The sequence below is a fragment of the Lysinibacillus sp. FSL M8-0134 genome (assembly GCF_038069745.1).
GTDB classification, from domain to species: domain Bacteria; phylum Bacillota; class Bacilli; order Bacillales_A; family Planococcaceae; genus Lysinibacillus; species Lysinibacillus irui.
The window spans coordinates 885,164-911,258 of the sequence record NZ_JBBPAJ010000001.1 but is presented as its reverse complement, the minus strand read 5'-3'; the positions used below and the strand labels follow the sequence as shown (position 1 = coordinate 911,258).

General features: G+C 37.8%; 26 protein-coding genes and 1 other annotated feature. Of the genes, 1 reads left to right on the top strand and 25 read right to left on the bottom strand.

Annotated elements, in window-relative coordinates; genetic code table 11:
• Position 1: 1 nt before the first annotated feature.
• The 5 genes from pyrR to MKY49_RS04425 all read right to left on the bottom strand — a co-directional run bounded on the left by pyrR (position 2) and on the right by MKY49_RS04425 (position 4,276).
• Complete coding sequence (gene pyrR / locus MKY49_RS04445) at positions 2–586, bottom strand: bifunctional pyr operon transcriptional regulator/uracil phosphoribosyltransferase PyrR (RefSeq protein ID WP_274795885.1); 585 nt, start codon at positions 584–586, stop codon at positions 2–4.
• Positions 587–793: 207 nt separating this feature from the next.
• The gene (locus tag MKY49_RS04440; RefSeq protein WP_341385683.1) at positions 794–1,705 is read right to left on the bottom strand and encodes an RluA family pseudouridine synthase; all 912 of its coding nucleotides are present in this window, start codon (positions 1,703–1,705) and stop codon (positions 794–796) included.
• The gene (gene lspA / locus MKY49_RS04435; RefSeq protein ID WP_274795883.1) at positions 1,702–2,181 is read right to left on the bottom strand and encodes a signal peptidase II; all 480 of its coding nucleotides are present in this window, start codon (positions 2,179–2,181) and stop codon (positions 1,702–1,704) included. Before lspA ends, MKY49_RS04440 begins: the two co-directional genes overlap by 4 nt.
• Before the next feature lie 166 nt (positions 2,182–2,347).
• Positions 2,348–3,916: a sodium/solute symporter gene (locus tag MKY49_RS04430; RefSeq protein ID WP_274795882.1), complete on the bottom strand. Its 1,569-nt coding sequence runs from the start codon at positions 3,914–3,916 to the stop codon at positions 2,348–2,350.
• Between the two features lie 24 nt (positions 3,917–3,940).
• The gene (locus tag MKY49_RS04425) at positions 3,941–4,276 is read right to left on the bottom strand and encodes a hypothetical protein (protein WP_274795881.1); all 336 of its coding nucleotides are present in this window, start codon (positions 4,274–4,276) and stop codon (positions 3,941–3,943) included.
• A 204-nt stretch (positions 4,277–4,480) separates the two neighbouring features.
• Between MKY49_RS04425 and MKY49_RS04420 the strand changes: the two genes are divergently transcribed.
• Positions 4,481–5,677 carry an AraC family transcriptional regulator gene (locus MKY49_RS04420; protein WP_322611388.1) on the top strand — a complete coding sequence of 399 codons (1,197 nt, stop codon included), beginning with the start codon at positions 4,481–4,483 and terminating at the stop codon, positions 5,675–5,677.
• A gap of 108 nt (positions 5,678–5,785) precedes the next feature.
• Here MKY49_RS04420 and ileS read toward each other — a convergent pair whose 3' ends face one another.
• The 20 genes from ileS to MKY49_RS04320 form a co-directional block, all read right to left on the bottom strand.
• Complete coding sequence (ileS, locus tag MKY49_RS04415) at positions 5,786–8,554, bottom strand: isoleucine--tRNA ligase (protein WP_341385682.1); 2,769 nt, start codon at positions 8,552–8,554, stop codon at positions 5,786–5,788.
• A 114-nt stretch (positions 8,555–8,668) separates the two neighbouring features.
• Positions 8,669–8,893 (bottom strand) — a binding site (T-box leader).
• Positions 8,894–8,974: 81 nt separating this feature from the next.
• Positions 8,975–9,499 (bottom strand): DivIVA domain-containing protein, encoded by a 525-nt coding sequence (locus MKY49_RS04410; protein ID WP_322604663.1) that lies wholly within the window; start codon positions 9,497–9,499, stop codon positions 8,975–8,977.
• 95 nt (positions 9,500–9,594) lie between these two features.
• Positions 9,595–10,383: a YlmH family RNA-binding protein gene (locus MKY49_RS04405; protein ID WP_322604664.1), complete on the bottom strand. Its 789-nt coding sequence runs from the start codon at positions 10,381–10,383 to the stop codon at positions 9,595–9,597.
• A gap of 108 nt (positions 10,384–10,491) precedes the next feature.
• Complete coding sequence (locus MKY49_RS04400; RefSeq protein WP_274795876.1) at positions 10,492–10,773, bottom strand: YggT family protein; 282 nt, start codon at positions 10,771–10,773, stop codon at positions 10,492–10,494.
• A gap of 20 nt (positions 10,774–10,793) precedes the next feature.
• Complete coding sequence (locus tag MKY49_RS04395; RefSeq protein WP_274795875.1) at positions 10,794–11,294, bottom strand: cell division protein SepF; 501 nt, start codon at positions 11,292–11,294, stop codon at positions 10,794–10,796.
• Positions 11,278–11,982, bottom strand: coding sequence for a YggS family pyridoxal phosphate-dependent enzyme (locus MKY49_RS04390; protein WP_284702025.1), 705 nt, complete (start codon positions 11,980–11,982; stop codon positions 11,278–11,280). The genes MKY49_RS04395 and MKY49_RS04390 overlap by 17 nt, the downstream gene beginning before the upstream one ends.
• A gap of 117 nt (positions 11,983–12,099) precedes the next feature.
• Entirely contained in the window at positions 12,100–12,342 is a 243-nt protein-coding gene (locus MKY49_RS04385) for a PRC-barrel domain-containing protein (RefSeq protein ID WP_225340754.1), read from the bottom strand.
• A 131-nt stretch (positions 12,343–12,473) separates the two neighbouring features.
• A complete protein-coding gene (sigG, locus tag MKY49_RS04380; RefSeq protein ID WP_004227313.1) occupies positions 12,474–13,247 on the bottom strand; it encodes an RNA polymerase sporulation sigma factor SigG in 774 nt (257 codons plus the stop codon).
• Between the two features lie 114 nt (positions 13,248–13,361).
• Positions 13,362–14,069, bottom strand: a complete 708-nt coding sequence (gene sigE, locus MKY49_RS04375) for an RNA polymerase sporulation sigma factor SigE (RefSeq protein WP_009373518.1) — start codon at positions 14,067–14,069, stop codon at positions 13,362–13,364.
• A gap of 13 nt (positions 14,070–14,082) precedes the next feature.
• The gene (locus tag MKY49_RS04370) at positions 14,083–14,916 is read right to left on the bottom strand and encodes a sigma-E processing peptidase SpoIIGA (protein WP_274795872.1); all 834 of its coding nucleotides are present in this window, start codon (positions 14,914–14,916) and stop codon (positions 14,083–14,085) included.
• Between the two features lie 309 nt (positions 14,917–15,225).
• On the bottom strand, positions 15,226–16,383 hold the full coding sequence (ftsZ, locus tag MKY49_RS04365) for a cell division protein FtsZ (RefSeq protein ID WP_274795871.1): 1,158 nt from the start codon (positions 16,381–16,383) through the stop codon (positions 15,226–15,228).
• 54 nt (positions 16,384–16,437) lie between these two features.
• On the bottom strand, positions 16,438–17,721 hold the full coding sequence (ftsA, locus tag MKY49_RS04360) for a cell division protein FtsA (RefSeq protein ID WP_274795870.1): 1,284 nt from the start codon (positions 17,719–17,721) through the stop codon (positions 16,438–16,440).
• 95 nt (positions 17,722–17,816) lie between these two features.
• Positions 17,817–18,188: a small basic family protein gene (locus MKY49_RS04355; RefSeq protein WP_274795869.1), complete on the bottom strand. Its 372-nt coding sequence runs from the start codon at positions 18,186–18,188 to the stop codon at positions 17,817–17,819.
• Positions 18,189–18,191: 3 nt separating this feature from the next.
• Positions 18,192–18,911 carry a DUF881 domain-containing protein gene (locus MKY49_RS04350; RefSeq protein ID WP_274795868.1) on the bottom strand — a complete coding sequence of 240 codons (720 nt, stop codon included), beginning with the start codon at positions 18,909–18,911 and terminating at the stop codon, positions 18,192–18,194.
• A 127-nt stretch (positions 18,912–19,038) separates the two neighbouring features.
• On the bottom strand, positions 19,039–19,764 hold the full coding sequence (locus tag MKY49_RS04345) for a DUF881 domain-containing protein (protein ID WP_341385681.1): 726 nt from the start codon (positions 19,762–19,764) through the stop codon (positions 19,039–19,041).
• A complete protein-coding gene (locus MKY49_RS04340; RefSeq protein WP_274795866.1) occupies positions 19,745–20,575 on the bottom strand; it encodes a cell division protein FtsQ/DivIB in 831 nt (276 codons plus the stop codon). Before MKY49_RS04340 ends, MKY49_RS04345 begins: the two co-directional genes overlap by 20 nt.
• Positions 20,576–20,595: 20 nt before the next feature.
• Positions 20,596–21,675 (bottom strand): putative lipid II flippase FtsW, encoded by a 1,080-nt coding sequence (gene ftsW / locus MKY49_RS04335; protein ID WP_341385678.1) that lies wholly within the window; start codon positions 21,673–21,675, stop codon positions 20,596–20,598.
• Between the two features lie 40 nt (positions 21,676–21,715).
• Positions 21,716–23,065: a UDP-N-acetylmuramoyl-L-alanine--D-glutamate ligase gene (gene murD / locus MKY49_RS04330; RefSeq protein ID WP_312506805.1), complete on the bottom strand. Its 1,350-nt coding sequence runs from the start codon at positions 23,063–23,065 to the stop codon at positions 21,716–21,718.
• Positions 23,065–24,036, bottom strand: a complete 972-nt coding sequence (gene mraY / locus MKY49_RS04325; protein WP_341385677.1) for a phospho-N-acetylmuramoyl-pentapeptide-transferase — start codon at positions 24,034–24,036, stop codon at positions 23,065–23,067. The genes murD and mraY overlap by 1 nt, the downstream gene beginning before the upstream one ends.
• Before the next feature lie 125 nt (positions 24,037–24,161).
• Positions 24,162–26,078, bottom strand: a complete 1,917-nt coding sequence (locus MKY49_RS04320; RefSeq protein ID WP_274795862.1) for a stage V sporulation protein D — start codon at positions 26,076–26,078, stop codon at positions 24,162–24,164.
• Positions 26,079–26,095: the final 17 nt, after the last annotated feature.

Genomic DNA, 26,095 nt, shown 5'->3' with positions numbered 1-26,095 from the left:
TTTATTGTTCGTCTTCTTTGTAAATAATGACGCAATCATCTCCATCTACTTCTTGTAAATTGACGATGATGCGCTCAGAGCCAGAAGTTGGAACATTTTTTCCTACATAATCTGCTCTTATTGGTAACTCACGATGTCCTCTATCCACTAGAACGGCTAGTTGAATTTGAGCAGGTCTCCCTAAATCCATAACGGCATCCAGTGCAGCACGTACAGTTCGTCCTGTATAAAGTACATCATCTACTAAAATGATTTTTTGATTTTTCACTACATACTCGATATCAACTTGTTCTACATGTGCTTGTTCATTTTCATGTTTTGTTGTTAAATCATCTCGGTAAAGGGTAATATCCAGTTCCCCTGTACGAATTGGTTTCCCTTCAATTTTTTCAATTCGTTGTGCCAAACGTCTGGCTAGAAAGGCACCTCGTGTTTTAATGCCAACTAAAATACATTCGTCGATTCCTTTGTTACGTTCAATAATTTCATGGGCAATACGTGTTAATGCTCGAGCCATTGATGGGCTATCTAATAATTCATTTTGTGCCATATTCGTTTCCTCCTCTCTCCAATTTAGTGTTGCCATGTGTCCATAAAAAAACCTCTCGAGGCGAATAGCCTGAGAGGGTTGTATACGTGTTGAAAAAGCGCGTTGAAAAATTTGCAGCACAAATTTCTACAACACTATTTAATCACATGTACCTTCTCAGCCTCTCTGGACTGCTATTAAAGGTGAATATTTAGTTAAGTTGTTCATTCACTGTCGTTAGTATAGACTTTCTTTTCGTATCCGTCAATGCCTATTTCGTAAATCCTTTAATAATTGCTCATAATCAGTTGGAAGTGGTACTTCAAACTCCAAATATTCACCTGATGAAGGATGATCGAATCCTAATGTGGCTGCATGTAAAACTTGTCCACCAAAGTCGATTGTCTTTTTTGGTCCATATTTCGGATCTCCAACAAGTGGGAAGCCGATATAATTCATATGCACACGGATTTGGTGTGTACGTCCTGTTTCTAAACGACATTCCACCAGTGTATAGTCACCAAAACGCTCCACAACTTGGAAGTGTGTAACAGCGTGTTTACCATTATCGACTACTGCCTGTTTTTGACGGTCCTTTTGATCACGACCAATTGGCGCGTCAATTGTTCCCTTATCATGTGCAATATGTCCATGTACAAGTGCAATATATTTACGGGTAACCGTTTTATTGACCAACTGATTGACTAATGATTCATGTGCCGTATCATTTTTAGCAACCATTAATAAGCCTGATGTATCTTTATCAATACGATGGACAATACCAGGTCGAAGCACACCATTAATACCCGATAAATCCTTACAATGATACATTAACCCATTCACTAAAGTACCTGTCATATGACCTGGCGCTGGATGTACCACCATACCCTTTGGTTTATTTACTACAAGGACATCTGCATCCTCATAAACAATATCCAAATCTAAGTTTTCTGCGACAACATCCAATTCTTCAACTTCCGGAACATCAATAGCAATGATGTCACCAGCTTTAACCTTATATTTTGCTTTTACAGCTTCGCCATTCACTTGAATGATCCCTTCACTAATCCAGTTTCCGATTTGTGTACGTGACCACTCGGTTTGTAAGCTTGAAAGTGCCTTATCAATACGCTCTCCCTGCTGTTGTTCTTCGATTGTATAAGTTACTTGCGTCATTGTTTCACCTGTCTCTTCTCTTTTTTATCTTCCATAATCAAACCAATCATCAGTACGACAACTGCTATGGTTAAGGCAGCATCCGCTACATTAAATATAGGGAAATCATAATTTATAATTGGTATTAAAACATCTACAAAATCGACCACTTCACCCCTAAATAGTCGATCAATAAAATTCCCTACCGCTCCACCGAGTAAGAGCATTAAGCCTACTTGAAAAACAGGCTTACCTTTTGCTTCTTTATGATAAAAATAGAGAATGGCACAGATAACAGCAACTGTGACAATGCTAAACAACCACATTTGCCCTTCTAACATCCCCCATGCTGCCCCTTTATTACGATGAGATAAAATGCCAAACCATGGGTCCAACACAGCAATACGTTCACCATACTCCATATTTTTTACAATTAGCCATTTTGTCCATTGATCCAATAAAACGACAAAGGCGGCCAATCCATAATATTTATACACAGACATTCCTCCGTTCACTCAACATCTTACCTATTCTACCATAACAGAACCAATGACAATAACTAATATCACATCAAAATATGGCGGATTCCCAATGTGCTTCAAGAATATAAAAAGCTATTCCTATCACTTTTTCAAGCAATAGAAATAGCTATGATTTTGTATGTTATACCGTTTCCGATTCTTTTGCATGTACCCGCTTCATGAAATCATTCACATCAGCAGGGACTTTACGATCTAATAATGACACAATGATAACTGATAAGAAACCAACAGGCACTGTCACGATACCTGGAATTTTAAACTGTAAGAAGCTTGGTAATGTTCCTGGTAAAAAGATCATCCACATGGACACGGCAAGACCAATTAGTAAACCCGCAATGGCTCCCTTCTCGGTCATGCCTCTCCACCAAATACCTAAAATAAATATGGGTGTGAATGTACTTGCTGCGACAGTAAAGGCAAGTGCAACTAAATGTCCAATAGATGCATCTTTCACAAGTAATCCCAGTGCTCCATATAAAATACCTAATAATAATATAGCTACTTTTCCAGCAACAACACGTTGCTTTTGTGTAATGTCCTTTTTCATAATATTGGCATATAAATCATGAGCTAGCGCACCTGAGCTCGTGATAAACAGCCCTGAAAGGTTGGAGAATATGGCTGCAAACGCACCTGCAATAACTAAACCAAGTAACCATTTTCCTCCTAATGCAAGTGCCGTAGTAGGAATCACCATATTATTTCCACCTAATACTAAATCACGCATTACCTCCTCACTAGCTGTCCCAGAAATGAAAATGGAGCGACCTACAACACCTAGATAAACAGCTAATAAGAAGAATACGCTGGCAATACCGATAGCCATCAGTGCAGATTTACGTGCTGCTTTCGCACTAGGATTTGTATAAAAACGCAATAATATATGAGGCAGTCCAATCGTTCCTAACGCTAAACCAATCGTCATACTAATAGTTTGCCAAAACGTTGGGAAATAGAAGCCTGTGCCTGTCCAAGCACCCCCATCAAAATTGACATCACTACCATCCAAAGCATACGGTGAAGTACCAGTGATAGGTCCACTAAAGGAATTAATAGCTGCGAGAATTTTATCATAATGTAAGCCACTATAAACCGCAGCTATTAACATGACAATAAAGGCTCCAAGACGAATCCAAAGCTCTAAAGCTTGATTGATGGTTGTTCCTTTCATTCCTCCAATCCCTACATAAAAAACCATCACAATACAAGTAAAGATAATGCCGAATTCATAGGAAGTACCAAAAAACATACTTAAAATTTGAGCCGCACCTAATAATTGGGGAGCTGCATAAAAGCCCGAGATAGCTAAAACGACCGCAACTGCTACTAGGCGAGCTCGTCTACTATGAAAACGATAACCTAAAAAATCTGCAACTGTAAATGCACCAAAACGTCTTAACGGACCGGCTACAAAAATAGCTAATAATGTTAACCCAATAGAGAAACAAAAAGCATAATAAGCCCCATCATAGCCTAGTTGAAATGTTAAACCAGCGATCCCAAGGAATGTTGCTGCACTTAAATAATCCCCACCAATCGCAGAACCATTCGTAAACCATCCAAAGCTTCGTCCTCCTACAAAGAAATCCGATGCTGTTGCATTTCTCTTAGTTAAATACGTAATGTATACAATCGTTCCCATTAAAGCAATGGTCATTAACATCTTTGGTTCTAATAGCGCTTCTATCATTCAACATTTCCCCCTTTGTTCCAACTACTTATTTGCTAAATCATATTTTTTTAGGCGCTTTTCGTACAAGGCTGTATGCACATAGGCAATAATAAATGCCATCGCCATCATCACAATCGTTGTTACAAACCATGTAACTGTCATTCCACCCCAAATTTTCTTAAATGCAAACTCTGGAGCAAACCAATTCATAACAGGGATACTAAAAATCAAAATAAAGTAAAATACCGATAAACCTAAACCTGTTGTAAATTCATCTTTCATAATTTTGTTTGTTGTAGCATCAAGAGGAGGCAAATCTTTCACATCAATAGTTCCTGCCTCCACGTAGTCATAATCATGACTTCCAACTTCCGCCATAAGCCAACTCCCCCTTTTTCTTATCAGCAAATAATTATCTGAAATTTCAAATTATTATTTACTACAATTATTTTATTCTATTTCAACTACAATATAGATATAAAATATTGCTGTATTAGTACAAAAAATTGCTATTTTAAGTTAAAATATTTCTATCTTTTCAATTCACAGGGGGATGGTAGCATTTTAAAGGTGGTATGGTATATGGAAAGCTCATTTGACAAGCAACAAATGAGTGAATGGTTACAAGAGGTTTTACCAAACGCTTTTGAGGAAAGTAAAGTATCAAAGCCAGAAGATGAGGCCATTATTGTCTATGAAGTCAATCGGTTATTTGATTGGGTAAAGATTAATCGATTAAAAAGAAATTATCCTAACAGTATAATTGTCCCGGTTGTTACAGAACACCTTACCTACTCAACTGGTATAGCCATTGAATTAGTTTTACCTGCACTTCTCATAAAACCATTACAAAAATCAAAATTTTTACGAATTGTAAAGAAGCTGTATACAGCCTATCAGGAAAAAAAGGCTAGTTCACTCACACTGCTTGAGCTATCACAACAAGTGTCCCAACATCATACCTCACCGTTCCGAGAAGCATTTTTAAAGCGTTTAATACGGGGTGAAGTCGACAATGAACAAGAAATTATCCAATCTTCATCCTTTCTATCATCAAACTGTATACCTAATATTGTGTTTTTAATTCAAGGCTATATCGATGGAGATGATAAGAAAGCAGATGCAAGCAGTATCATCACCAATATTTTCCGTCAAAATTTCGTAAATCAAGCACCTTTGTCCTTTTTACATTTTGAACGCTATTTACTACTTCTCATGCGAATTCCGCGTGAGTACAACTCATTCAAACATTGGTCAGAGGGAGAAGCCTGTCTTTTAGAAGTTATTGAAACACTGAAAAGGGACTATTGCATTCATTTGTTTATGGGGGTTGGTAGTGTATTTCAGGACGCTATGCAAGTGAAAGAGTCCTATAGCCAAGCACGAAAAGCACGAAGAAAACCACCTATCGATAACATTCATATAAGATATTACGAGGATTTAACAAAGCATGAGCAGCTTCAAAAAGCCATCCATTATATTGAAGAGCATTATGACGAGCAACTAACCATTCGTGATGTGGCAAACTATATAAACTTTAGCTCCACACATTTTAGCAGACTATTTAAAAAGGAGACTGGTCGAAATTTCGTTGACTACGTTGCCTTTACTCGCATCATCAAAACATTACCCTTTTTACGTAAATACGACTACACCATAGAAAAAATCGCCTCCACTTGTGGCTTTAACACGCCTAATTATTACAGTCTAACCTTTAAAAAATATGTAGGGATCTCACCAACAGACTACCGCAATACGAAAGAAATTTTATTTAAATAGTTCCAGCTAAAAGAATCTGCTAAATCTTCATGAAAAAAAGCAAGCCCCCTTAAAAGGAGACTTGCCTATATCTACATTGTATGCAGATTCTTGTTATTAAAAGAAAACTTAAGCGTAATATTTTTCTACAACTTCTGCACAGCGAGCGCAAACTGTTGGTTGTGCCTCATTTGTTCCAACTGTTTCTGAAATTGACCAGCAGCGCTCACATTTCTCACCTGTAGCCTTCTCAACAACAATGGAAACATGCTCAAGTGCTAAAGCTTCTGCAGGCGCTTCTTCAATTGCAGCTACCTCAAATGCTGAAACGATAGAAAGTTGTGCAAAATCAATGTTCGCATCATTCAATAATACGACAACATCTTCTTTTGCATAGACAGTCACTTTTGCTTCAAGTGATTTACCAATTGTTTTAGCGTTACGCGCTTCCTCTAATGCTTTTAAAATATCGTCACGCACATCAATAATTTTTTCCCATTTCTCACGAAGACTGTCAAAGTTCGCTTGAACATCTACCTCTGGGAAGTCTGTTAATTGAACCGACACTTCCTCTACAACCCCTTGAGCGTGGAGGTAAGACCACATCTCGTCTGTTGTATGAGGAATAATTGGTGTCATAATTTTAACTAATGTCATTAATGTATCGTAAATTACTGTTTGCATTGCTCGACGGTCTTTGTTGTCATGACCTTCAATATAAACTACGTCTTTCGCAATATCTAAATAGAATGAAGATAACTCCACAGCTACAAAATTATTGACTACATGATAAACAGCAGCGAAATCATAACGATCGTAGGCTGCACGCACAGCTTTTAAAACATCTTGCAAGCGCATATACACGTATTGATCCATTTCACGAAGCTCTGCATAAGCTACACGATCTTTCTTTGGATCGAAATCAGCAATATTGCCGTGTAAGAAACGGAACGTGTTACGAATTTTACGGTACACTTCTGACACTTGCTTTAACATATCCATAGAAATACGCACATCAGCTGTATAGTCCACAGAAGCAACCCAAAGTCGTAGAATATCTGCACCATATTGATCCATTACTTTTTGTGGAATAATGACATTTCCTAATGATTTACTCATTTTACGTCCTTCACCATCAAGAACGAAACCATGCGTTAAAAGTCCTTTGTATGGTGCGTAACCATTGATAGCTACAGATGTAATTAGTGATGAGTTAAACCAACCACGGTGTTGGTCAGAGCCTTCTAAATATAAATCAGCTGGATATTTCATGCCTCGTTCAACAAGTACACCTTGGTGAGATGAACCTGAATCGAACCAAACGTCCATAATATCATTTTCTTTTGTAAATTCGCCGTTCGGACTACCTGGATGTGTAAAGCCTTCTGGCAATAATTCTTTCGCTGTTTTTTGGAACCAAATATTTGATCCATGCTCACGGAATAAAGCAGAAATATGGCTAATTGTTTCAGGTGTAATAATTGGTTCACCATTTTCAGCGTAGAAAATTGGAATTGGCACGCCCCAAGCACGTTGACGTGAAATTACCCAGTCTCCACGGTCACGAATCATATTATAAAGGCGTGTTTCTCCCCAAGCTGGTGTGAATGTTGTTGCTTTAACAGCCTCAAGTAACTCACCACGGAATGCTTCAACAGATGCAAACCATTGTGGTGTCGCACGATAAATAACTGGTTTTTTTGTACGCCAGTCATGTGGATAAGAGTGTGTAATGAAACTAAGACTTTCTAATGCATCCACTTCTTTAAGTTTTTCTGTTACTAGTTTATTGGCATCATTATAAAATACGCCTTCAAAACCAGGTGCTTCTTCTGTATAGCAGCCACTATTATCAAGAGGACTAAGAATGCCTAAGCCATATTGTTTACTAATATGATAATCATCTTCCCCGTGTCCTGGCGCTGTATGAACACAACCTGTACCCGCATCTGCAGTAACATGATCTCCAACCATCACTAGAGATTCTCGATCATAGAATGGATGTTGGGCTACAATACGATCTAGTGCATCCCCTTTTACTTCTTGAACAACCTCATAGTTTTCCCATTCAAGAGCAGTTGCCACTGACTCTAATAATTCTTTAGCGATAATGAATTTTTTAGTTGCCACAGCAACTACTACATAGATAAATTCAGGGTTCAAAGAAATCCCTAAGTTTGCTGGTAATGTCCAAGGAGTTGTTGTCCAAATGATAAATTTAGCATCTGCTGGAACAACACCTTTCGCATCCTTAATAGCAAAGCTTACATAAATCGATGGTGATTTAATATCCTTGTATTCAATTTCAGCTTCTGCCAAAGCAGATTCAGAAGATGGAGACCAATAAACTGGTTTTAACCCTTTATAGATGTAACCTTTTTCCGCCATTTTACCAAACACTTCAATTTGACGTGCTTCAAATTCAGGTTTCAATGTAATATATGGATTTTCCCAATCACCGCGAATGCCTAGACGTCGGAATTGCGTACGTTGATTGTCAATTTGTTCATACGCATATTCTTCACAAAGTTGGCGGAATGCTGCTACTGACATTTCTTTACGCTTTACACCTTTGTTTGTCAATGCTTGCTCAATTGGTAAACCATGCGTATCCCAACCAGGAATATAATTAACATGGTAGCCAGTCATGGAGCGGTGACGTGTAATCATATCTTTCAATACTTTATTTAATGCATGGCCGATGTGGATATCACCATTTGCATATGGAGGACCATCATGTAGGACAAACTCTGGACGACCTTCAGTACGTTCCATTTGTAATTTGTTAATATCCATGTCATTCCATTTATCTTGCATTTTTGGCTCATTTGCTGGAAGATTTCCGCGCATTGGAAAATCTGTTTTTGGCATTAATAATGTATCTTTGTATTCAACCATTTAAAATTCCTCCTTTATTTTCCACAAGCATAATAGACATTTTTCACATAGGACAGTTATTGGCAAATTCAGCTAAAACGATTCGCAAACAAATAAAAAAAGCCCTCAATCCCACTAAGGGACGAGAAGCTTCTACTCGCGGTACCACCCTACTTGTAGCACAAAAATTATTGTACTACCTCTTTCAAGCACGTTAACGTCGTGCAACACGAAATAACTTACTTTTTTCAGCTATTTAGCTCAGAAGTGATGTTCAATGTTAGTTGCATGTTTGGGCTCGCACTGTCCCCAAATCGCTTCACTACGCCTAACAAATACTGTCTTCGTCTCTGCCTCTATGCGTATCTGTTCAAAATAATTACTATTACAAAGTATATGAAATTCATACAATCGCGTCAAGTTTCAATTGTAAAAGAAAAGTTACATATCTTCGGACTCCTGTGCTTCCTCAACAGACGCCTGAATTTCAGTTAAATCAATATCGTATTGTAGCAAATGATCCCAGTCATCTGCATTCAGTAAGTCAAGCTGTGCCTCTACAAGCATCTTAAAACGATTACGGAAAACCTTAGATTGTTTTTTTAGCTCATCAATTTCAATCGTTACCTTACGAGCCTTCGTTAAAGCTTCATTGACAATTCGATCAGCATTTTTCTCTGCTTCTTTCAAAATGAGTTTAGCCTCTTTTTGTGAATTTCTTCGCACTTCATCTGCAGCTTCTTGCGCTACTACAATAGATTTCTGCAAAGTTTCTTCTAAGGAGTTAAAATGCCTCGCTTGTTCTAATGCCATTTCTAATTGCTTATCGACTTCCTTTTTTTCCCTAAGCAAAATTTCGTAGTCTTTAATAATCTGATCTAAAAATTCATTTACTTCATCTTCAGCATAACCTCTGAAGGCTTTTGTAAACTCCTTATTATGTATATCAATAGGTGATAATGGCATACAATCCTTCTCTCCTTTACAAGTACATTCGTAGTTTCTATTATACAATTGTTCCGACAACTTAGCAGTAAAAATTAATGAAATTTACTTCACTTTCAGCTTTTTTGGGCCAATCGACCGATTTGTAGACGGATTTTATCCTTTTTTGTACGGCCTTCTGTCATAATAATTTTGACACGACCGCTTCCACGTATCGATAAAACATCACCCTCTTGTAATTCAAAAGCGACAGTATCCCGCTCCGTCCAATTGACACGCACTTTTTTTCCAGTAATTAATGCTTGTGCCTTTTGGCGTGACACATTTAAAATCGTCGCAATGATCACATCTAAACGCATCGAAGAAACTGTATGTGCTTCCTCAAACCACTCTTCCTCATTGATAAGCAGTGGGGCGTCTTCCTTTAGTGATTCTACATGTACCTTTACTTTACCAATACCCGTTAAATGTAAACGGACATAATCCGCTACCTCCTGTGCGACAACGAATTGCACCTGCTGCTCATTGACACGAATATCACCGAATTTACTACGGTTTAAGCCTAATGATAACAATGCCCCTAAAACATCTGGATGACGCAGTTGAATAAATTTAGTCGGATACTGGATGGTAAAGGCTGTCAGTTGAAAGTCTTCATCTGTAGCTTCATAGTACGCAGGAAAAATGAGCATACGCTGCCTCTCTGCTCCATCAAATAGCCCTGAACAAGCTGTCTTTAGAGTGTCGTCCTGTCCAATAACCGATGACACAATAAAACGTTGCCTTGGGTCAAGAAAATCGGTCAACTTGGGTGCATAGCGATCCTCTACCTCACGCTGCCAGCTTAGCACTTGTTCAATAAAAGGCTGCTCATCTTTTCGAAAATGCTGGATTAAGTGTTCCATCTTGTTGTCTCCTCTTTCACTAGTTCCTATTTGCTTTGTTGGATGAACGTAGTAAAACTAGTATTCCCCATAAATAAAAAATCCCCACCTAAACGTGAGGATTTACTTCTAAACGAACATAAGAAATATTTTCTGAATGACTATAACAAGCCCTCTTTCAATAAAATTCAGCATAAAGATAGCCACAATTGGTGAAATATCTATCATTCCAAGTGGCGGAATAAACTTTCTGAATATCCCTAAATATGGTTCACACACTCTTTCAAGCATGCGACCAATGGCTGAATTTTGAGCGGCAGGCACCCAAGACATTAAAATATAGGCAATTAGCATAAATGAATAAATCCTAAATGCTAACGATACATAACCAAGTATTATAAAAAAAGTCATATAAACTACAATCCTCGCTATTAATTATCGTCTAAAATAAAGTTTGTAATTTCACCAGTCACTTCTACATTATCTGGCGTGCATAGGAAAATATCTTTACCAATACGCTGGATATCTCCAGCAAGGGCGTAGACTGTTCCACTTAAAAAATCAATAATGCGTTTTCCTTGCTCCCGCTCAATACGTTGTAAATTGACGATTGTTGCACGTTTATTTTTTAAATGTTCTGCAATATCTTGTGCTTCTGCATAAACTCTAGGCTCTATTAACACTACTTTTGCGCCCTTAGAGCTCATAGCTGCTTGTAAACTGACAATGTTGTTAGGAGTTGCTGCTGAACTTTGTGGCACAATTTCATGAATAGATGCCTTCCGTTCTTTAATTGTTTTTTTAGGCTTTATTGAATGAATCGGTTGCTGTTGTTGTATGGGTTGTTGCTGCTGAATAGGAGCTTGCGTGATTTCTTCTTCTAATTCTTCCTCAAGGTAAAAGAAGTTTTTAATTTTATTTTTCATGCTCATCCTGTTCCCCTCTTTCATTTCCAACAAGAGCCGTTCCGACTCGAACAAAAGTAGCCCCTTCCTCTACCGCAATTTCAAAGTCATTAGACATGCCCATTGATAACTCGGTACAAGGTGCGTGTGCGAATCCTTGCTCGGCTATTTGCTGTTGACATTGTTTTAATTGCTTAAAAACGGAGCGAATTAGCTCTTCGTCTTCCGTATTTGGTGCCATTGTCATTAAACCTACAACTTGAATCTTTGTAAATTCTTTCAATGATTCTACAAAAGGTAAAACTTCTTCGATGGTTAAACCATGTTTAGATTCTTCTCCTGAAACATTTACTTGTACAAAGCATTTAACAGGTTTTTCTGCTCTTTTTTCAATTTCTTCCGCCAAGCTCAAACGATCTAATGAATGTAAAAAATCAATGCTGTTAATTACTTGTTTTACTTTACGTGTTTGAAGTGACCCGATATAATGCCAGTACACATCAGCTTGAATCTCGGTAATTTTACGATGTAAGCCTTCGGGTCTATTTTCTCCTAAATGAGTGAGACCGGCATCAATTGCTTCTTGCGTTCTTTCAACAGAAACTTCTTTTGTCACCGCAATTATTTGAACATGATTGCTCTGACGATTGCCTTTTTTTTCTGCTGCTGCTATTAAATCCTGTAGTTTGTTTAAATTTGTTAAGATTTTTGTCACTGTTTTTCCCAACTTTACAACAATAGTTTCTTTTATTGTAACAAGCAATGCTTGATTTATCAATGAATAGCCTGACCTATGTCAGCGTACATGATCTCAATTTTATAAACAGATGTCTTAGGAAAGTGCTTTTACTAAAATAACGTCCTTGCCAACAACAAGCACATCTTTCATATACACTTTTCTAACAGACTCTTCCCCTTTAAAAAAACCAAGATATTTACGAGGCTCTGCAATTAAAAATGCTGTCACATAGCCCGTTTCTTTTGATACTTCGGCATCTATTACAAAGCCTATAAATCGTCCATTTCCTGCTTCAATGACTTCTTTTTGCTGTAACATCGAAAAACGCAATGACATACCTCCTCTATCAATTACTTTTGAACGTTCCATTCATGTCCTTCATCAAACTTTGCTGTCACTTATTTTATGTATCATTTGTTCATTGAATGAAGATAAAATGCGCACCGAATAATTCGATGCGCATTTTTTTATTTGTAATCCTTTTGCATTGTTTCAATCGCATTTTTTTCAAGACGCGAAATTTGTGCTTGAGAAATCCCTAGTTCCTTAGCAATTTCTGTTTGAGTCTCCCCATAATAAAAACGTTTTGCAACGATCATTTGCTGACGTTCATCTAGCTTTTGCAAGCTTTCCTTTACCGACACGTAGGCAACCCATTGATCCTCTGATACATCATCATCACGTAATTGATCCATCATATAAACAGCGTCTCCACCGTCTGAGTAAATAGGCTCTTGCAAGGAAACAGGATCTTGAATAGCATCTAAAGCAAATAACACATCTTCTTTTTTCATGTCAATCATCTCAGCAATTTCTTCAATCGTTGGTTCTCGCAAATTATCGGTTATCCACTGCTCTTTTGCCTGCATTGCCTTATAAGCTATATCTCTTAGAGAGCGAGATACACGTAATGCATGATGATCACGCAGATGGCGACGAATTTCTCCAATGATCATCGGTACAGCATATGTCGAAAATCGTACATTATGCTTTAAATCAAAATGATCAATGGCTTTCATGAGGCCAATACAGCCTACTTGAAATAAATCATCTGCCTGTTCACCCCGATAGGCAAATCTACCGACAATACTTAGCACTAACCTTAAATTGCACATTACAAGCTCTTCCCTAATCTCAGTTTCTCCAGCTTGTAAGCGGATGAAGAGTTCCTTCATTTCCTCGTGCTTTAAAATTGGCAAAGTCGATGTATCTAAGCCGCAAAGATCTACTTTTGTTCGCATATTCGATTCCTCCGGATGTTATTCTCTGACTAAACCGTGACATCAGTTTGTCCGAGAGAAACAAGAATATGCACAAAAGCTGCGACCAATTTTAGGTAGGTTAAATTTCCCTCTCTACGAAATTGGTTGATTTAAATTTTCACGTAAATCTTGAATAATTTTCTTTTCTAAACGGGAAATATATGATTGCGATATGCCTAAATGATCGGCAACTTCTTTTTGTGTCATTTCAACTTTTCCATTGAGACCAAAACGACACTCCATAATATAACGCTCTCGCGCACCCAATAAATTAATGGCATGGAACATATGCTGTCGCTCTATTTTCTTCTCTACATTATCAAGAATAATATGCTCTTCTGTTCCTAAAATATCGGACAGTAATAATTCATTTCCATCAGCATCAGAGTTTAGTGGTTCATCTAGTGAAACTTCACCCTTCATACGACTCGTTTTTCGTAAGTGCATTAAAATTTCATTTTCAATGCAGCGTGATGCGTATGTTGCAAGTTTGATATTCTTATCTGTATTGAACGTCTCGATCGCCTTTATTAAACCAATGGAACCAATGCTAATTAAATCTTCAATTGGCGTTCCCGTATTATCAAAACGTCTAGCTATATAAACAACAAGACGTAAATTACGTTCAATTAGTGTGTCTCTAGCTCGTAAATCACCGTTCATAAAGGATGCAATGACTGTAACTTCTTCTTCTCGACTTAATGGCACTGGCAATGAATCATTTCCCCCTATATAGTACGTTTCACGACTCCGAAACTTACTCCATAATTTTTTCAAGCTAGCAAGTAGCCTAAGAAGCAATAGTTCTCCCCCTCTATGAGTTATTTGAAAGCGCTGAAAAATGTAAAATTGCTGCTGTGCTATGTGGAAAATTTTTTGCTTTTTTGGTTAAAACGATGTATTCATTCGTTTTCACTTGGGAAGGCTCCCCCTTTATATGCCATTCATCAAAGCGAAAACCAAGGACAACTGATTGCTGTTGTACCGTATTGACATGAATAAATCGTATATAACGCTGATAATCTTCAGAAAACATAGATACATCGTATGGGTCTGTTTCTTGCCATTCTATTAATGATTTTCGAAACGCTGAAGGTAAGTGTGGTCGCAATGCTGTATAAGAGACAAAATGAACTGGCTTTCCTGATAATGGCTCAATCGCTTGATTGCCTGTATCAACAAAAGCGGAAAGCGGGATTGTTGCTCCAAAAATTTTTAAAGTTGTATCAAATACAAACTGACCACTTAAGCGCTCTAACTTGACAAATCCCCATTGCTTATAAAATGCAATAAGATTTAAAACTGCCAATAAAAAGCAAATCATAATAAAATGAGTAACAGAAAGATTTTTCAAAAAAGGTTGTAGTGCTGTTAACAATCCACCAATCACGATCGTTGCTGTTAACACAATAGGTCCTTGCTTTTGAAAGCTACGAATCTTGAAGCGAAATGCTATACCAATTAACAATATAAAACTAAGAATCGTCGTCCACAGCATTTGACCGCCAATGACAGCTACAAAACTACTACAAATTGAACTCATTAATAATCTTGAATTTTTCACTAAGACTCCTGTGACTCTTGCTGTAAACGTGAGTATCGCTAGATTAAAAAGCGTATTAATGAGCACCAGCCATTCTCCATACATAACAGCCGCCTCCTATATACAAAGTTAGCATGTTACTCCCACAAATATTGTCAAACAATCGCATCATTTCCTAAAAATGTTTTGACAAAAAACATGGTTTCCTTACACATTTGAACATCATGCCAGCCAAAATAAAAAGCTCGTATTCTACATATGTAAAATACGAGCTTTTTAGAAGTTATTTGTTTTATCTTATTTTCAGCAATTGTACCGAAAGAGAAGCATCAGGTAGACTTTTTCAAAGGACAAAGAAAAGTTCTATTCCCCAACTCGAAAGTCTGGAACCAATGATGCCGAGACGTCATAGATTTAGCCTCGATTTTTGCGGTTACGTAAAAATGCTGGGACTTCAAGCATGTCATCCTGTGCATAATGTTGCTGATTTTGACGTGGCTGCTCTTGTTGAACATGCATTTCTTGTCGTTGTTCACGAATTGGTGCTTGTTGCTGTGGAGCAGATTGTCTGTTTATGTTAAGTGACGGCTTCGTTGTATTACGTTGTTGCTGTAAAGCTTCCTCTGAGAAGCCAGTAGCAATGACTGTAACAATAATTTCATCTTTAAGGTTTTCATTAATAACTGAACCGAAAATCATGTTTACTTCTTCATCTGACGCAGAGGCTACGATATCTGCTGCCTCTTGCACTTCAAATAAGCTAAGATTTGAACCACCAGTGATGTTCATTAGGACGCCTTTAGCACCATCGATTGATGATTCAAGCAATGGACTTGAAATAGCTTTCTTTGCTGCTTCAGAAGCTCTGTTTTCGCCTGTAGCAATACCAATCCCCATCAATGCTGAACCTTTGTTAGACATAATTGTTTTCACGTCTGCAAAGTCTAAGTTAATAAGACCAGGTGTGGCAATCAAATCTGAAATACCTTGTACACCTTGACGTAGAACATTATCAGCTTCTCTGAAGGCTTCTAACATCGGCGTTGATTTATCGACAATTTGTAATAGCTTATCGTTCGGGATGACAATCAGTGTATCCACAGATTCTTTCATACCACCAATACCACCGATTGCCTGTGTTTGGCGTTTACGACCCTCAAATGTAAATGGACGTGTTACAACCCCGACTGTAAGGGCTCCCAATTCACGTGCGATCTGTGCAATGACTGGTGCTGCACCAGTACCCGTTCCACCACCCATACCAGCAGTAACGAATACCATATCTGCACCACGTAGAACCTCTTCTAGTTGTTCTCTACTCTCTTCAGCAGCTTTTTTTCCTACTTCTGGATTTGCACCTGCGCCTAATCCACGTGTTAACTTAGCACCAATTTGTAGCTTTACTTCCGCTTTAGATAAATTTAATGCTTGAGCATCCGTGTTAACAGCGATAAAGTCAACACCTTGCACACCATGTTCTATCATTCGATTGACAGCGTTGTTACCGCCACCACCAACACCTATGACCTTTATTACTGCAAGTTCATCAACACTTGTATCAAATTCTAACATCTCTTTTTTCCTCCCACGGTAACTCGACTCTGTATCATTCATTACGCATTCTAGTTAATCAAAAAACTTATCAAATAATTTTTTTGCTCTCCCGATTACGCTTTCTTTTGGTTCTGAAGGTGCAGAATACTCTTGCTTTTTACTTATAGTTGGCTGAGCCCCTACAACTGCATATTCAATAGGTTGCGTATTCGAACTTTTACCGTAAAAATCATCTTCTAAATAGGCGTAACGTATAAGTCCAACTGCCGTCGCAAATGAAGGCTCTCTAACGCCAATATAATCGGGTGTATAGATTCTTACACGCGTTTGTAGAATTTGACGTGCCAATTGGGCTATCCCCTCAAGCTTTGCAACACCACCTGTTATAACAACGCCACCCGGTAAATCTCGTACACCTAAACGCGCTAATTCATCAATAACTAACTCCAATAATTCTTCTAAACGAGCGCCAATAATTTCCGATATATAGCGCTGACTGTACTGATCTGTAGAATCTGTGCCAACAATAGGCACTTCAAAGAGTTCGTCATCAGATGCATCATCATAAAAGGCATGTCCATACTGGTGTTTGATTTGTTCGGCTTGTTCTGTTGGTGTTTTTAAAACGATTGAAATATCTTTCGTTATATGATCACCACCGACAGGTAGGACACCTGTATGGGTTAACAAACCTTCTTCAAATACTGCAATTGTTGTAGATCCGCCTCCTAAGTCTATAAAGGCAGTTCCTTGGTTTTTTTCATCTTCAGTTAATGCAAAATAGCCTGATGCTAATGGTTGTAAATATATTTCTCGTATACTTAACCCAGCGCGCTCAACACAGCGAAGAACATTGTGTAGAAGCGTTTTGGATGTCGTTATCATTGTTGCATCCATTTCTAGACGGATGCCAATCATACCACGAGGATCTTTAATTTCATCAAGGTTGTCCACAATAAACTGTCTTGGAATGATGTTAACTAATTCACGTTCAGGAGGTATTGACATGACTTGTGCAGATTCTACCACTCTGTCTAAATCATCATCTGTAATTTCTCTGTTTTCACTATTTACAGCGACAACACCTTTAACTAGCTGTAACATCGTCTGGTTAGCTGGAACGCCTAAAACGACTTCATGAATTTGATAACCTGTCATTCGTTCGGCTTGTTCTACTGCTTTTCGAATAGATTGTACTGTTGCGTCAATGTCAACAATTGCACCTTTTCGAACTCCATTCGATTTTACATTTCCGACGCCAATTACATGTAATTGTCCGTCACTCATTTCACCTATTAATACCTTGATAGAGGAGGACCCAATATCAAGTGAAATGTATAAATCTTGCTGATTCAATTCGCTGCACCTCCTTGAAAAATGCTCTTATTTTCATTCTATTGTAAATTTCCCATAATGTCTAAGCAAATCGAGTATTTTGATCAATTTTTCTCTCATTCTATGGAAGTTTTTTTTCGTTTGTGACGTTTCTCATCTATACGAGTTAGTAGAATACGCCTAATTATTGCAATATTTTGGAATAATCGTACTCCAAAAGCGAAAATGGCTGCTAAATACAAATCTATCCCCAAATTCACACCAATGAAGGCTAAACCTGCTGCTAGAACTATATTAAAAAAGAATCCTGATACAAAGACTTTATCGTCGTAAACTTGCTGTAATTGAGCACGGATACCACCAAATAATGTATCTAAAGCTGCTAAAACAGCTATTGACAGATAATTTTCATACATAGAGGGGATTTGTATATTTGTTAACAAGCCAAGGGCAAGTCCAAATATCAAACCTAAAAACGGTAGCCACATATATTAATCTCCTTTTTTTACCTCTGTTAAATAATCATTTGTCAACGGCTGATCAAATGCTGGAATTTGTAACTGTTCAGTTGGATCTTCAATTACTAAGTTAAAATTATCTAAATAAAACGAGTCTATAAACGTTGAGGCTTGTAGTGAATTATACAATTTTTGCGCTGCTTTAAAATCGCTTGTCCCAACTTCTATTTTAAAGGACGGTGAAGACAGGGGTATACTGTTCACTGTTGTTTTACCATTTATATCCCGAATGGCTGTTGTCTGTACAACACGATTGCCATCAATTGAGACACTAGTAGCATCGTTTTTAAAAAGTGCATTTAATAATTGAGTTAACAAATCAGGTGATATTTCTTTAATTTCATAACCCATTTCAATTAATTCAGGTGCCGGCTCTACACGTAATCTGACTCCGGGCCCCATAATTTCTGTTAATCCAGCTTGTAGCTTTAAACGATTTAATGTTTCATTTAAGGCTGCCTGCTGATTTACTTTTTCAGATTGCTCATAGCGATCCACTACTTCATGAAGTGAGCGAATTTCTGCCAGTAATGCGGAATGTCTTTGCTTTTCTAGTGCTAATTCCTCTCTTATTGCCCAAATATCTCGTGTATCTCGCTCTGCTGGTTTTTGTATGGTATTGTATTGTACCGCTATCATCAAACCGATAATAAATAGCACGAACGTTATTCGGGTGTACATATTTCTTTGCAAAATAGCCCCTCCTAGACGTATCGTATTATGCCTCTCAGAATACGAATGTTAAATTGTCAATACAACCTACAATCGACAAATACCTGGAGGCTAAATTAGACTTTAAACATGAATATAGGACTTGTCCCTAACTTTCAACTTTTACTTTAGGCATTGTAAGCTTTTGATTTTCCTCTAATGACACCACAATATTGTCATTTAATAACTGATCCACTACCCCTCCACTTAAATTTAAAGAGGCCATTAATGTTTCTGAATCACCTACTGCTTCTATCACAAAGGGAGCTGGATGTTGTGTACCATCAATTGTTATAACTGGACCATTACAGCGAATATAGGAATTGGCCATAACACGTTGTCCATTGATAGCAATAGCTTGGGCTCCTGAAATTTTCAGTTCATTCATCAACTTAAAAACATGGCTTTCATGGACAATATAGTCATTTGGATTAAAAGATTTCGGATCATAGTCACCATCTTGAAGGGTTATTCGGATTCCCTTCCCTTCACTTTTTAACTCGCCAAGTAATAACCGTAAATCTTCTGCTTGCTCAACAAGCTTTTTATAGTCCTTTTCGTTTGAAGCAAATGATTTTTCATACTTTCTAATTTGTTCTTGTAAAGTATTTAATTCTTCAGTGAGTTCTTTATTGCGTTCTTGTTGTGTTATTAACTCCTCGCGATAGGAATCTTCTTGCTCAAAAAGCTCTGAATCAATCGCTCCTGCTTCCCGGTTATCTTTTGCCTGGTTGTAGGAATAGCCGATAATAAATCCTGTTGTCACACAAACAATTAGTAATTCAAATTGTTTTCTAGTAAAAAAATTCCCTTTGCTATTCTTCTTGTTGTTCATCTTCCGTCACTTCCTGGTTAACCAATTCCCCATCTGCATTCGCTTCCATATCAATGTCTATCTTGTTGTACTCTTCGTTAAAAGGACGATAGTAGGAACCGACCTCTAAATCAATCACGCCTTTTTCTAAGTTGGCAATTTGCGCTACTATAGAAGGGTAATAATTTAGCTTCTCCGCTAGCGTTTGAATAACAGCACGTACTTCATAGCCATCATTCATATAAAGTTTGACTGCATTCGGATTTGCATCATTACTATTCGTGTTAACTTGGGAAATTAAAGCTAAAACTTCTGGCTTTAATTGCGCTAGTTGCTCAACAAGTTTATTAATTGTTTTTTCACCGGTTATACCGATAAAAACTGGTGCATCAATGGGCGTATCATTTCCCGTTTGTTCAAAGCGTTTGCCGTTTTCTAGCAAAGGATAATAAGTACCGTCCCCAGCTAAATACGCAACTTTTTTCCATTCCTTCAGGTCAATCGTTACGCCTTGAAGCCAGTTACGTTTAACATGTACTTCTTTTACCCACTTATCCTTTAATAAAATCCTCTCAATATCTTCCACTTTGAAACCCCACATTGATTTACCAGGCGTAAGTGTACTCGCCTTCACATAATATTCCTCATTCGCAAGCTTAGCACCATTGACGGTTATCTTTTTGATGTTACTGTATGGAGATTGAAAATAAAGGAGTACTGCTAACACAATAAAGAAAAGTAATATTAGCACTATAAATTTCCGATTTGTACGCTTTTTTCGTCGCTTTTTTAGCGTAGGTATGCGATCTTCTATATCGATTACTTTCTCCAAAAAGTACTCCTCCTTTATATTTATTTCGCTAATTGATAAATAATACCTATTATTAACCACATTGTTACTAAAGATGTTCCTCCGTAGCTAATAAAAGGCAAAGTAACACCCGTTACTGGTACTAAACCAATCACAACAGCTATATTCAAAAACGCTTGCACCATTAGCATCGTAACAAGCCCAATAATGGCGTAATAGGATGTTCGATTTTTAGCCTGGACAGCAAATTTATAACCTGCATAGATTGTCAGTACAAAAAGCATTAAAATAACAAGGCCACCAATCAATCCGACTTCTTCTAAAATAATAGCGTAAATAAAATCATTTTGAGGTTCTGGTAAGTACAGAAACTTTTGACGGCTTTGTCCAAAACCATGGCCAAAAATCCCCGCTGGCCCTATTGCCATTAAGGATTGCACTACTTGGAATCCACTCACTAAAGGATCAGCCCATGGATCAAGAAATGCTTCTATTCGCTTTAGACGATATGGTGCTGTTGCGATTAGCCCTACTAATCCAGCAACTCCAGCTAACATAATCATAGCGTACAGCTTTAACGGATACCCAGCGACAAAAAATAATAAAAACACCGATACAACAAGAATAAAAACAGACCCAAAATCTGGTTGTAACATGATAAGAATGACAGGTAATAGCAAGATGAACCCGTGGCGCCAATTCACAATCATTGTACCTGTTTTATGTTGCGCTAGTATATGACTTAAGTACACAATGACAGTTATTTTCGCTAGTTCCGCTGGTTGGATAGTTAAAGGACCTATCCCAATCCAGCTCTGTGATCCATTTCGTACTAGTCCAATTCCTGGGATTAGCACGAGAACAAGTAAAATTAACGAAAATATATAGGCCATTTTCCAAAAGGACTGCTCTCTCAAAATATTTAATCGAATCGTGATTAAAAATACTGCAATGGCTACCACAAAGTATACGCTTTGCTTCATATAAAACGGCATTTTTCCACTATAATGAACAGCACTCCAATAGGTACCTGCAGAATAGACGAAAATAATGCCGATTATTGATAGCATCAAAGTTGTGACGAGCAATAAGTAGCTTTCTTTCCCTCTCAGTAATGCCATCCTTCCAAGTCAAGTATATTCTAAAATAGTTACAGGCTCATTACAGCTTCATTACAGCATCAATAAAAACATCTCCGCGTATTTCAAAGCTGTCATATTGATCCCAACTTGCACAAGCTGGAGATAATAAAATAATATCCCCTTCTGCTGACATCGGAGCTGCATAATGTACAGCGTCTTCTACATTTTGAGCAATGACTGTATGTTCAACACCACACGATTTTGCAAATTCTACAAATCGTAAGCCTGTTTCTCCAAATGCAACAACACCTTTTACATGATTCATACTAGGTCGAAGTTCTTCAAAGGAATGTCCACGATCTAAACCACCTGCAAGTAAAATGATAGGTGCTTGGAAAGCATCTAATGCACTCTTTGTTGCTAGACAATTGGTTGCCTTCGAGTCATTGTAAATCTTTCGACCATTCCATTCACGCACGAATTGTGTCCGGTGTCTAACCCCACCAAAAGTAGCTAAGACTTCTTCCATCTTCTCTTTATCACAGCCTACCAGAATACAAGCTGCAACGGCGGCAAGTATATTTTCTAAATTATGCTTACCAGGCAAGGCGATGTTTGCTCGCTCCATATAGGGTTCACCTTGCCAATAAATTGTTGTCTCATCTGCACTGATGCCGTCTGCCGTACGTCCTTTTGAGCTGAATGGAACTTTTTGTGCATTTGATTGAGCAGCATATCCAACGACAACCGGTTGATCCGCATTATAAATAAAATAATCACTATCATCTTGATTTCGTGTAACACCAAACTTCGCTTCTGCATATTTGTCAAATGTTCCATGATAATCTAAATGTGCATCATAAAGATTCGTTAAAATAGCAACTTTAGGCTTAAATGTTTTTGTCCCCATCAATTGGAAAGAAGACAATTCCGTTACAATAATGTCATCTTCATTAGCCTCTTTAGCAACACCACAAGCAACTGTCCCGATATTTCCAGCAATCAATGGGTTTTTGTTGCCGTTATTTAACATGTCGAATATTAAAGTTGTCGTCGTTGTTTTGCCATTTGAGCCTGTAATACCAATGAATGGTGCCTCACTAATTAAATAGGCAAGCTCAATCTCAGTCCAAACAGGAATGTCACGACTTATAGCATCTGCCACAATGCGATTGCTATAAGGAATCCCTGGATTTTTGACTACTAATTCAAAGCCTTCATCAAGTAAATCTTCAGGATGGCGACCACAAATCACTGTTATTCCCTTTTGTAGTAATCCTTGTGCATCTGGACTTTCATCAAAGGGTTTGGAATCATTGACTGTTACAAAGGCGCCAAGCTCATGTAAAATTTCAGCAGCGGCCACACCACTTTTTGCTAGACCTAACACAAGTACTTTTTTATGTTGTAAATCTGTATAGTTTTTCATTAGAACGCCTCCGATAAGACTGCAATCAATGCTACTGCTAGGGCAGTTGACCAGAAAACAAGCACTACTTTCCATTCTGACCAACCTGATAATTCAAAATGATGATGGATAGGGCTCATTTTAAAAATACGCTTTTTACGAAGTTTAAAGCTACCTACCTGTAAAATAACGGATAATGTTTCGATTACAAACACTAAGCCGACAAGCAAAAGTAAGAACTCTTCTTTTACTAATACAGATACCATAGCTAAGGCCCCACCTAATGCTAATGACCCTGTATCCCCCATAAATACCTTTGCTGGATTCGCGTTAAATAGTAAAAACCCTAATAAAGCACCTGTTACAGCAAATGTAAAGAGAGCGATATCTGCTTGGCTTTGGAATAGTGCAATTACACCAAACGCCGCAAAGGCAATTGAAGCAGTACCTGCCACTAATCCGTCTAATCCATCTGTTAAATTCACCGCATTGGAGAAGCCTACTAACCAGAATATTAAAAAGGCCACATAGAATACACCAAGATCAATTGTCCACTCTGTAAATGGAATGGCAAGCGTAGTATCAAACGATCCTACATGGAGTAGGAAATAAGCTAGAATAGCAATGATAATTTGACCAATTAACTTTTGTAGAGAGGTTAACCCTAAATTTCTTTTAAAGACAACCTTTAAACCATCATCCAATAAACCTATTAAGCCAAACCCTGCTAAGACTAATAATAGTACTACGGTTTGTGTTGTTAATAAATCTAAAAAGCTACCTACACCAACAGTTGTTAGGAGGATAGAAAGTAAGAAAATAATTCCACCCATTGTTGGTGTACCAGCTTTTTTCATATGTGATTTTGGTCCCTCTTCACGAATACTTTGCCCAAACTTGAGACGACGAAGAAGTGGAATACTAATTGGTGCCAGGATAACTGTTACTATAAAAGCAAGAGCTAAAATGGTAAGTGTTGTTGCGAGTTTCATTGAAAAATCTCCTTTAAATCTTGTTTCACTTTCTTCTTTAAGAAAAAAGCATAAACTTTCATTTATTTATTACTACCCTTCATAATAATAGTGGTTCTTTCCCATTTTTTAAAGGTAAAGTTATATTAGTTCTCCAAATATAAATGGATGGTACCGTCTTGTTTGATAACACTATCCACCTCAGGTAATTGGTTACCAATTTTAGTCCCTTCGCCATGCCATTCTATACGGAATGGATAAAATTGCTTGGCAATATCATCCTTTGTTTGACCGATAAAATTCGGTACCTTCACAGTAATTGGATCACCATAACGATAATCTTTTTCAAGCTGTTCCTTCGATTTTTCAATACCTACAAATGGTGCAACATCCTCAATAATTTGCCCAACAATAGGTGCTGCTACAACCCCACCAAACTGTGTCGTCTTTTTCGGATTATCAACAGCCACATAGACAACAATTTGCGGATTGTCCGCTGGTGCAAAACCAATAAAAGATACGATATATTCTCCACTTTTATAACGGCCGTTTTCAACCTTTTGTGCCGTTCCTGTTTTACCGCCAATTCGTAATCCATCTCGAAAGGCTTGTCGACCTGAGCCGTTCGCGACTACCGATTCTAAAGCACCTCGAACTTTGGCAGAGGTTTCCTCACGGATTACTTGTTTTTTTACAACTGGTTCCGTCTCTTGAATAACTTCCCCTGAATTCGGATTAAATACCTTCTTTACAACATATGGCGTAAAGAGCTTGCCTCCATTTATCGCCGCGGCTACCGCTTGAACCTGTTGGATAGGTGTTACGGCTACCCCTTGGCCAAATGAGGTTGTGGCTTGCTCAACAGGTCCAAAGGCTTCCTTCGAAAATAAAATACCTGATGCTTCACCTGCAATATTAGAACCTGTCTTTTGACCAAAGCCAAAATCTTTAATATACTGCAACAACCGCTCATTACCTAGGCGCTGTCCTAATTCTATAAAGCCGGGGTTACAGGAGTTTTCAACGACCTCTAAAAACGTTTCATGCCCATGCCCTTCACGTTTCCAGCATCGAAGCCTTGCTCCAGCCACCATCGTATAACCTGGATCATAAAAAGTTTCATTCTCTAAATCAACTAGATTTTCTTCCAATGCAGCACTAAGGGTAATAATTTTAAACGTTGAACCTGGTTCGTATGTCATCCATACAGGTAAATTCCGATTATAAATGGCTGGCTCTACTAATTGATATTCGGCTGGATGAAAAGTTGGATAGGAGGCTAATGCCAAAATTTCACCATTATTTGGATTCATAGCAATAGCTAATGCTTGGTCAGCTTCATAGCGCTTCATAGCTTGTGACAATTCACGCTCAACGACCTGTTGGACATCGACATCAATTGTTAACTCAATTGTTGCGCCATCCTCGCCTGCTTTCCAGGCACTTGAAACATTCGGTAAATTATTCCCTTTTGCATCTGTAAATAGACGGATAGCAGAAGAATTTGCCTGCAAAAACTTATCATATTCATATTCAATTCCTGCTAAGCCTTGTGCATCATAGCCAGTAAAGCCTAAAAATCGAGATAATAGTGTACCATAAGGATAATCCCTAGAATAGTCAACACCACTATACAATCCTTCTATCTGCATCCCCTGTAATTCTACCGCTTTTTCATATGGTATATTTTTACCTTCAGGCGCTAACTTCACTAAGTACGCTTTTTTCTGCATTTTTTCTAATAACTTCTCTTTATCTACTTCTAAAACTTGCGCAATTTTTTCGGCAGCTCCTTCAATATCTTTACTTTGTGAAGGCATGAAATATAATGTTGGCGCTAACTTATTCGTTACAATACTTTCGCCATCTCGGTCTGTAATGTGTCCTCGTTCATTTGCAAATGGAATTTCTCGATCCCAATTCTCCTCTGCCTTGGTTGTCAGTTCTTTTTGATCTAAAACTTGCAAAAAGAACAACCTAATCACAATCGCCACTGCTACACACATAAACAACACATATAAAACACGTAAACGCTTTTTAGAATGGATAGAAATCCACTTCATTCGACATCACACCTTGT

Coding starts and splice junctions, on each gene's coding strand:
- mraY (WP_341385677.1), bottom strand. CDS start 24,036: ATGAAACTCGCAACAACACTTACCATTTTAGCTCTTGCTTTTATAGTA.
- MKY49_RS04345 (WP_341385681.1), bottom strand. CDS start 19,764: ATGAACAACAAGAAGAATAGCAAAGGGAATTTTTTTACTAGAAAACAA.
- MKY49_RS04355 (WP_274795869.1), bottom strand. CDS start 18,188: ATGTGGCTACCGTTTTTAGGTTTGATATTTGGACTTGCCCTTGGCTTG.
- MKY49_RS04395 (WP_274795875.1), bottom strand. CDS start 11,294: ATGAGCATGAAAAATAAAATTAAAAACTTCTTTTACCTTGAGGAAGAA.
- ileS (WP_341385682.1), bottom strand. CDS start 8,554: ATGGTTGAATACAAAGATACATTATTAATGCCAAAAACAGATTTTCCA.
- ftsW (WP_341385678.1), bottom strand. CDS start 21,675: ATGGCATTACTGAGAGGGAAAGAAAGCTACTTATTGCTCGTCACAACT.
- MKY49_RS04320 (WP_274795862.1), bottom strand. CDS start 26,078: ATGAAGTGGATTTCTATCCATTCTAAAAAGCGTTTACGTGTTTTATAT.
- sigG (WP_004227313.1), bottom strand. CDS start 13,247: ATGCGAACAAAAGTAGATCTTTGCGGCTTAGATACATCGACTTTGCCA.
- MKY49_RS04410 (WP_322604663.1), bottom strand. CDS start 9,499: ATGCCATTATCACCTATTGATATACATAATAAGGAGTTTACAAAAGCC.
- MKY49_RS04385 (WP_225340754.1), bottom strand. CDS start 12,342: ATGTCATTGCGTTTTTCGATGTTACAGCAAAAAGAAGTCATTGAAGCA.
- MKY49_RS04405 (WP_322604664.1), bottom strand. CDS start 10,383: ATGGAACACTTAATCCAGCATTTTCGAAAAGATGAGCAGCCTTTTATT.
- murD (WP_312506805.1), bottom strand. CDS start 23,065: ATGAAAAACTATACAGATTTACAACATAAAAAAGTACTTGTGTTAGGT.
- MKY49_RS04370 (WP_274795872.1), bottom strand. CDS start 14,916: ATGTATGGAGAATGGCTGGTGCTCATTAATACGCTTTTTAATCTAGCG.
- MKY49_RS04420 (WP_322611388.1), top strand. CDS start 4,481: ATGGAAAGCTCATTTGACAAGCAACAAATGAGTGAATGGTTACAAGAG.
- pyrR (WP_274795885.1), bottom strand. CDS start 586: ATGGCAACACTAAATTGGAGAGAGGAGGAAACGAATATGGCACAAAAT.
- ftsZ (WP_274795871.1), bottom strand. CDS start 16,383: ATGTTAGAATTTGATACAAGTGTTGATGAACTTGCAGTAATAAAGGTC.
- MKY49_RS04425 (WP_274795881.1), bottom strand. CDS start 4,276: ATGGCGGAAGTTGGAAGTCATGATTATGACTACGTGGAGGCAGGAACT.
- MKY49_RS04430 (WP_274795882.1), bottom strand. CDS start 3,916: ATGATAGAAGCGCTATTAGAACCAAAGATGTTAATGACCATTGCTTTA.
- MKY49_RS04400 (WP_274795876.1), bottom strand. CDS start 10,773: ATGACTTTTTTTATAATACTTGGTTATGTATCGTTAGCATTTAGGATT.
- MKY49_RS04440 (WP_341385683.1), bottom strand. CDS start 1,705: ATGACGCAAGTAACTTATACAATCGAAGAACAACAGCAGGGAGAGCGT.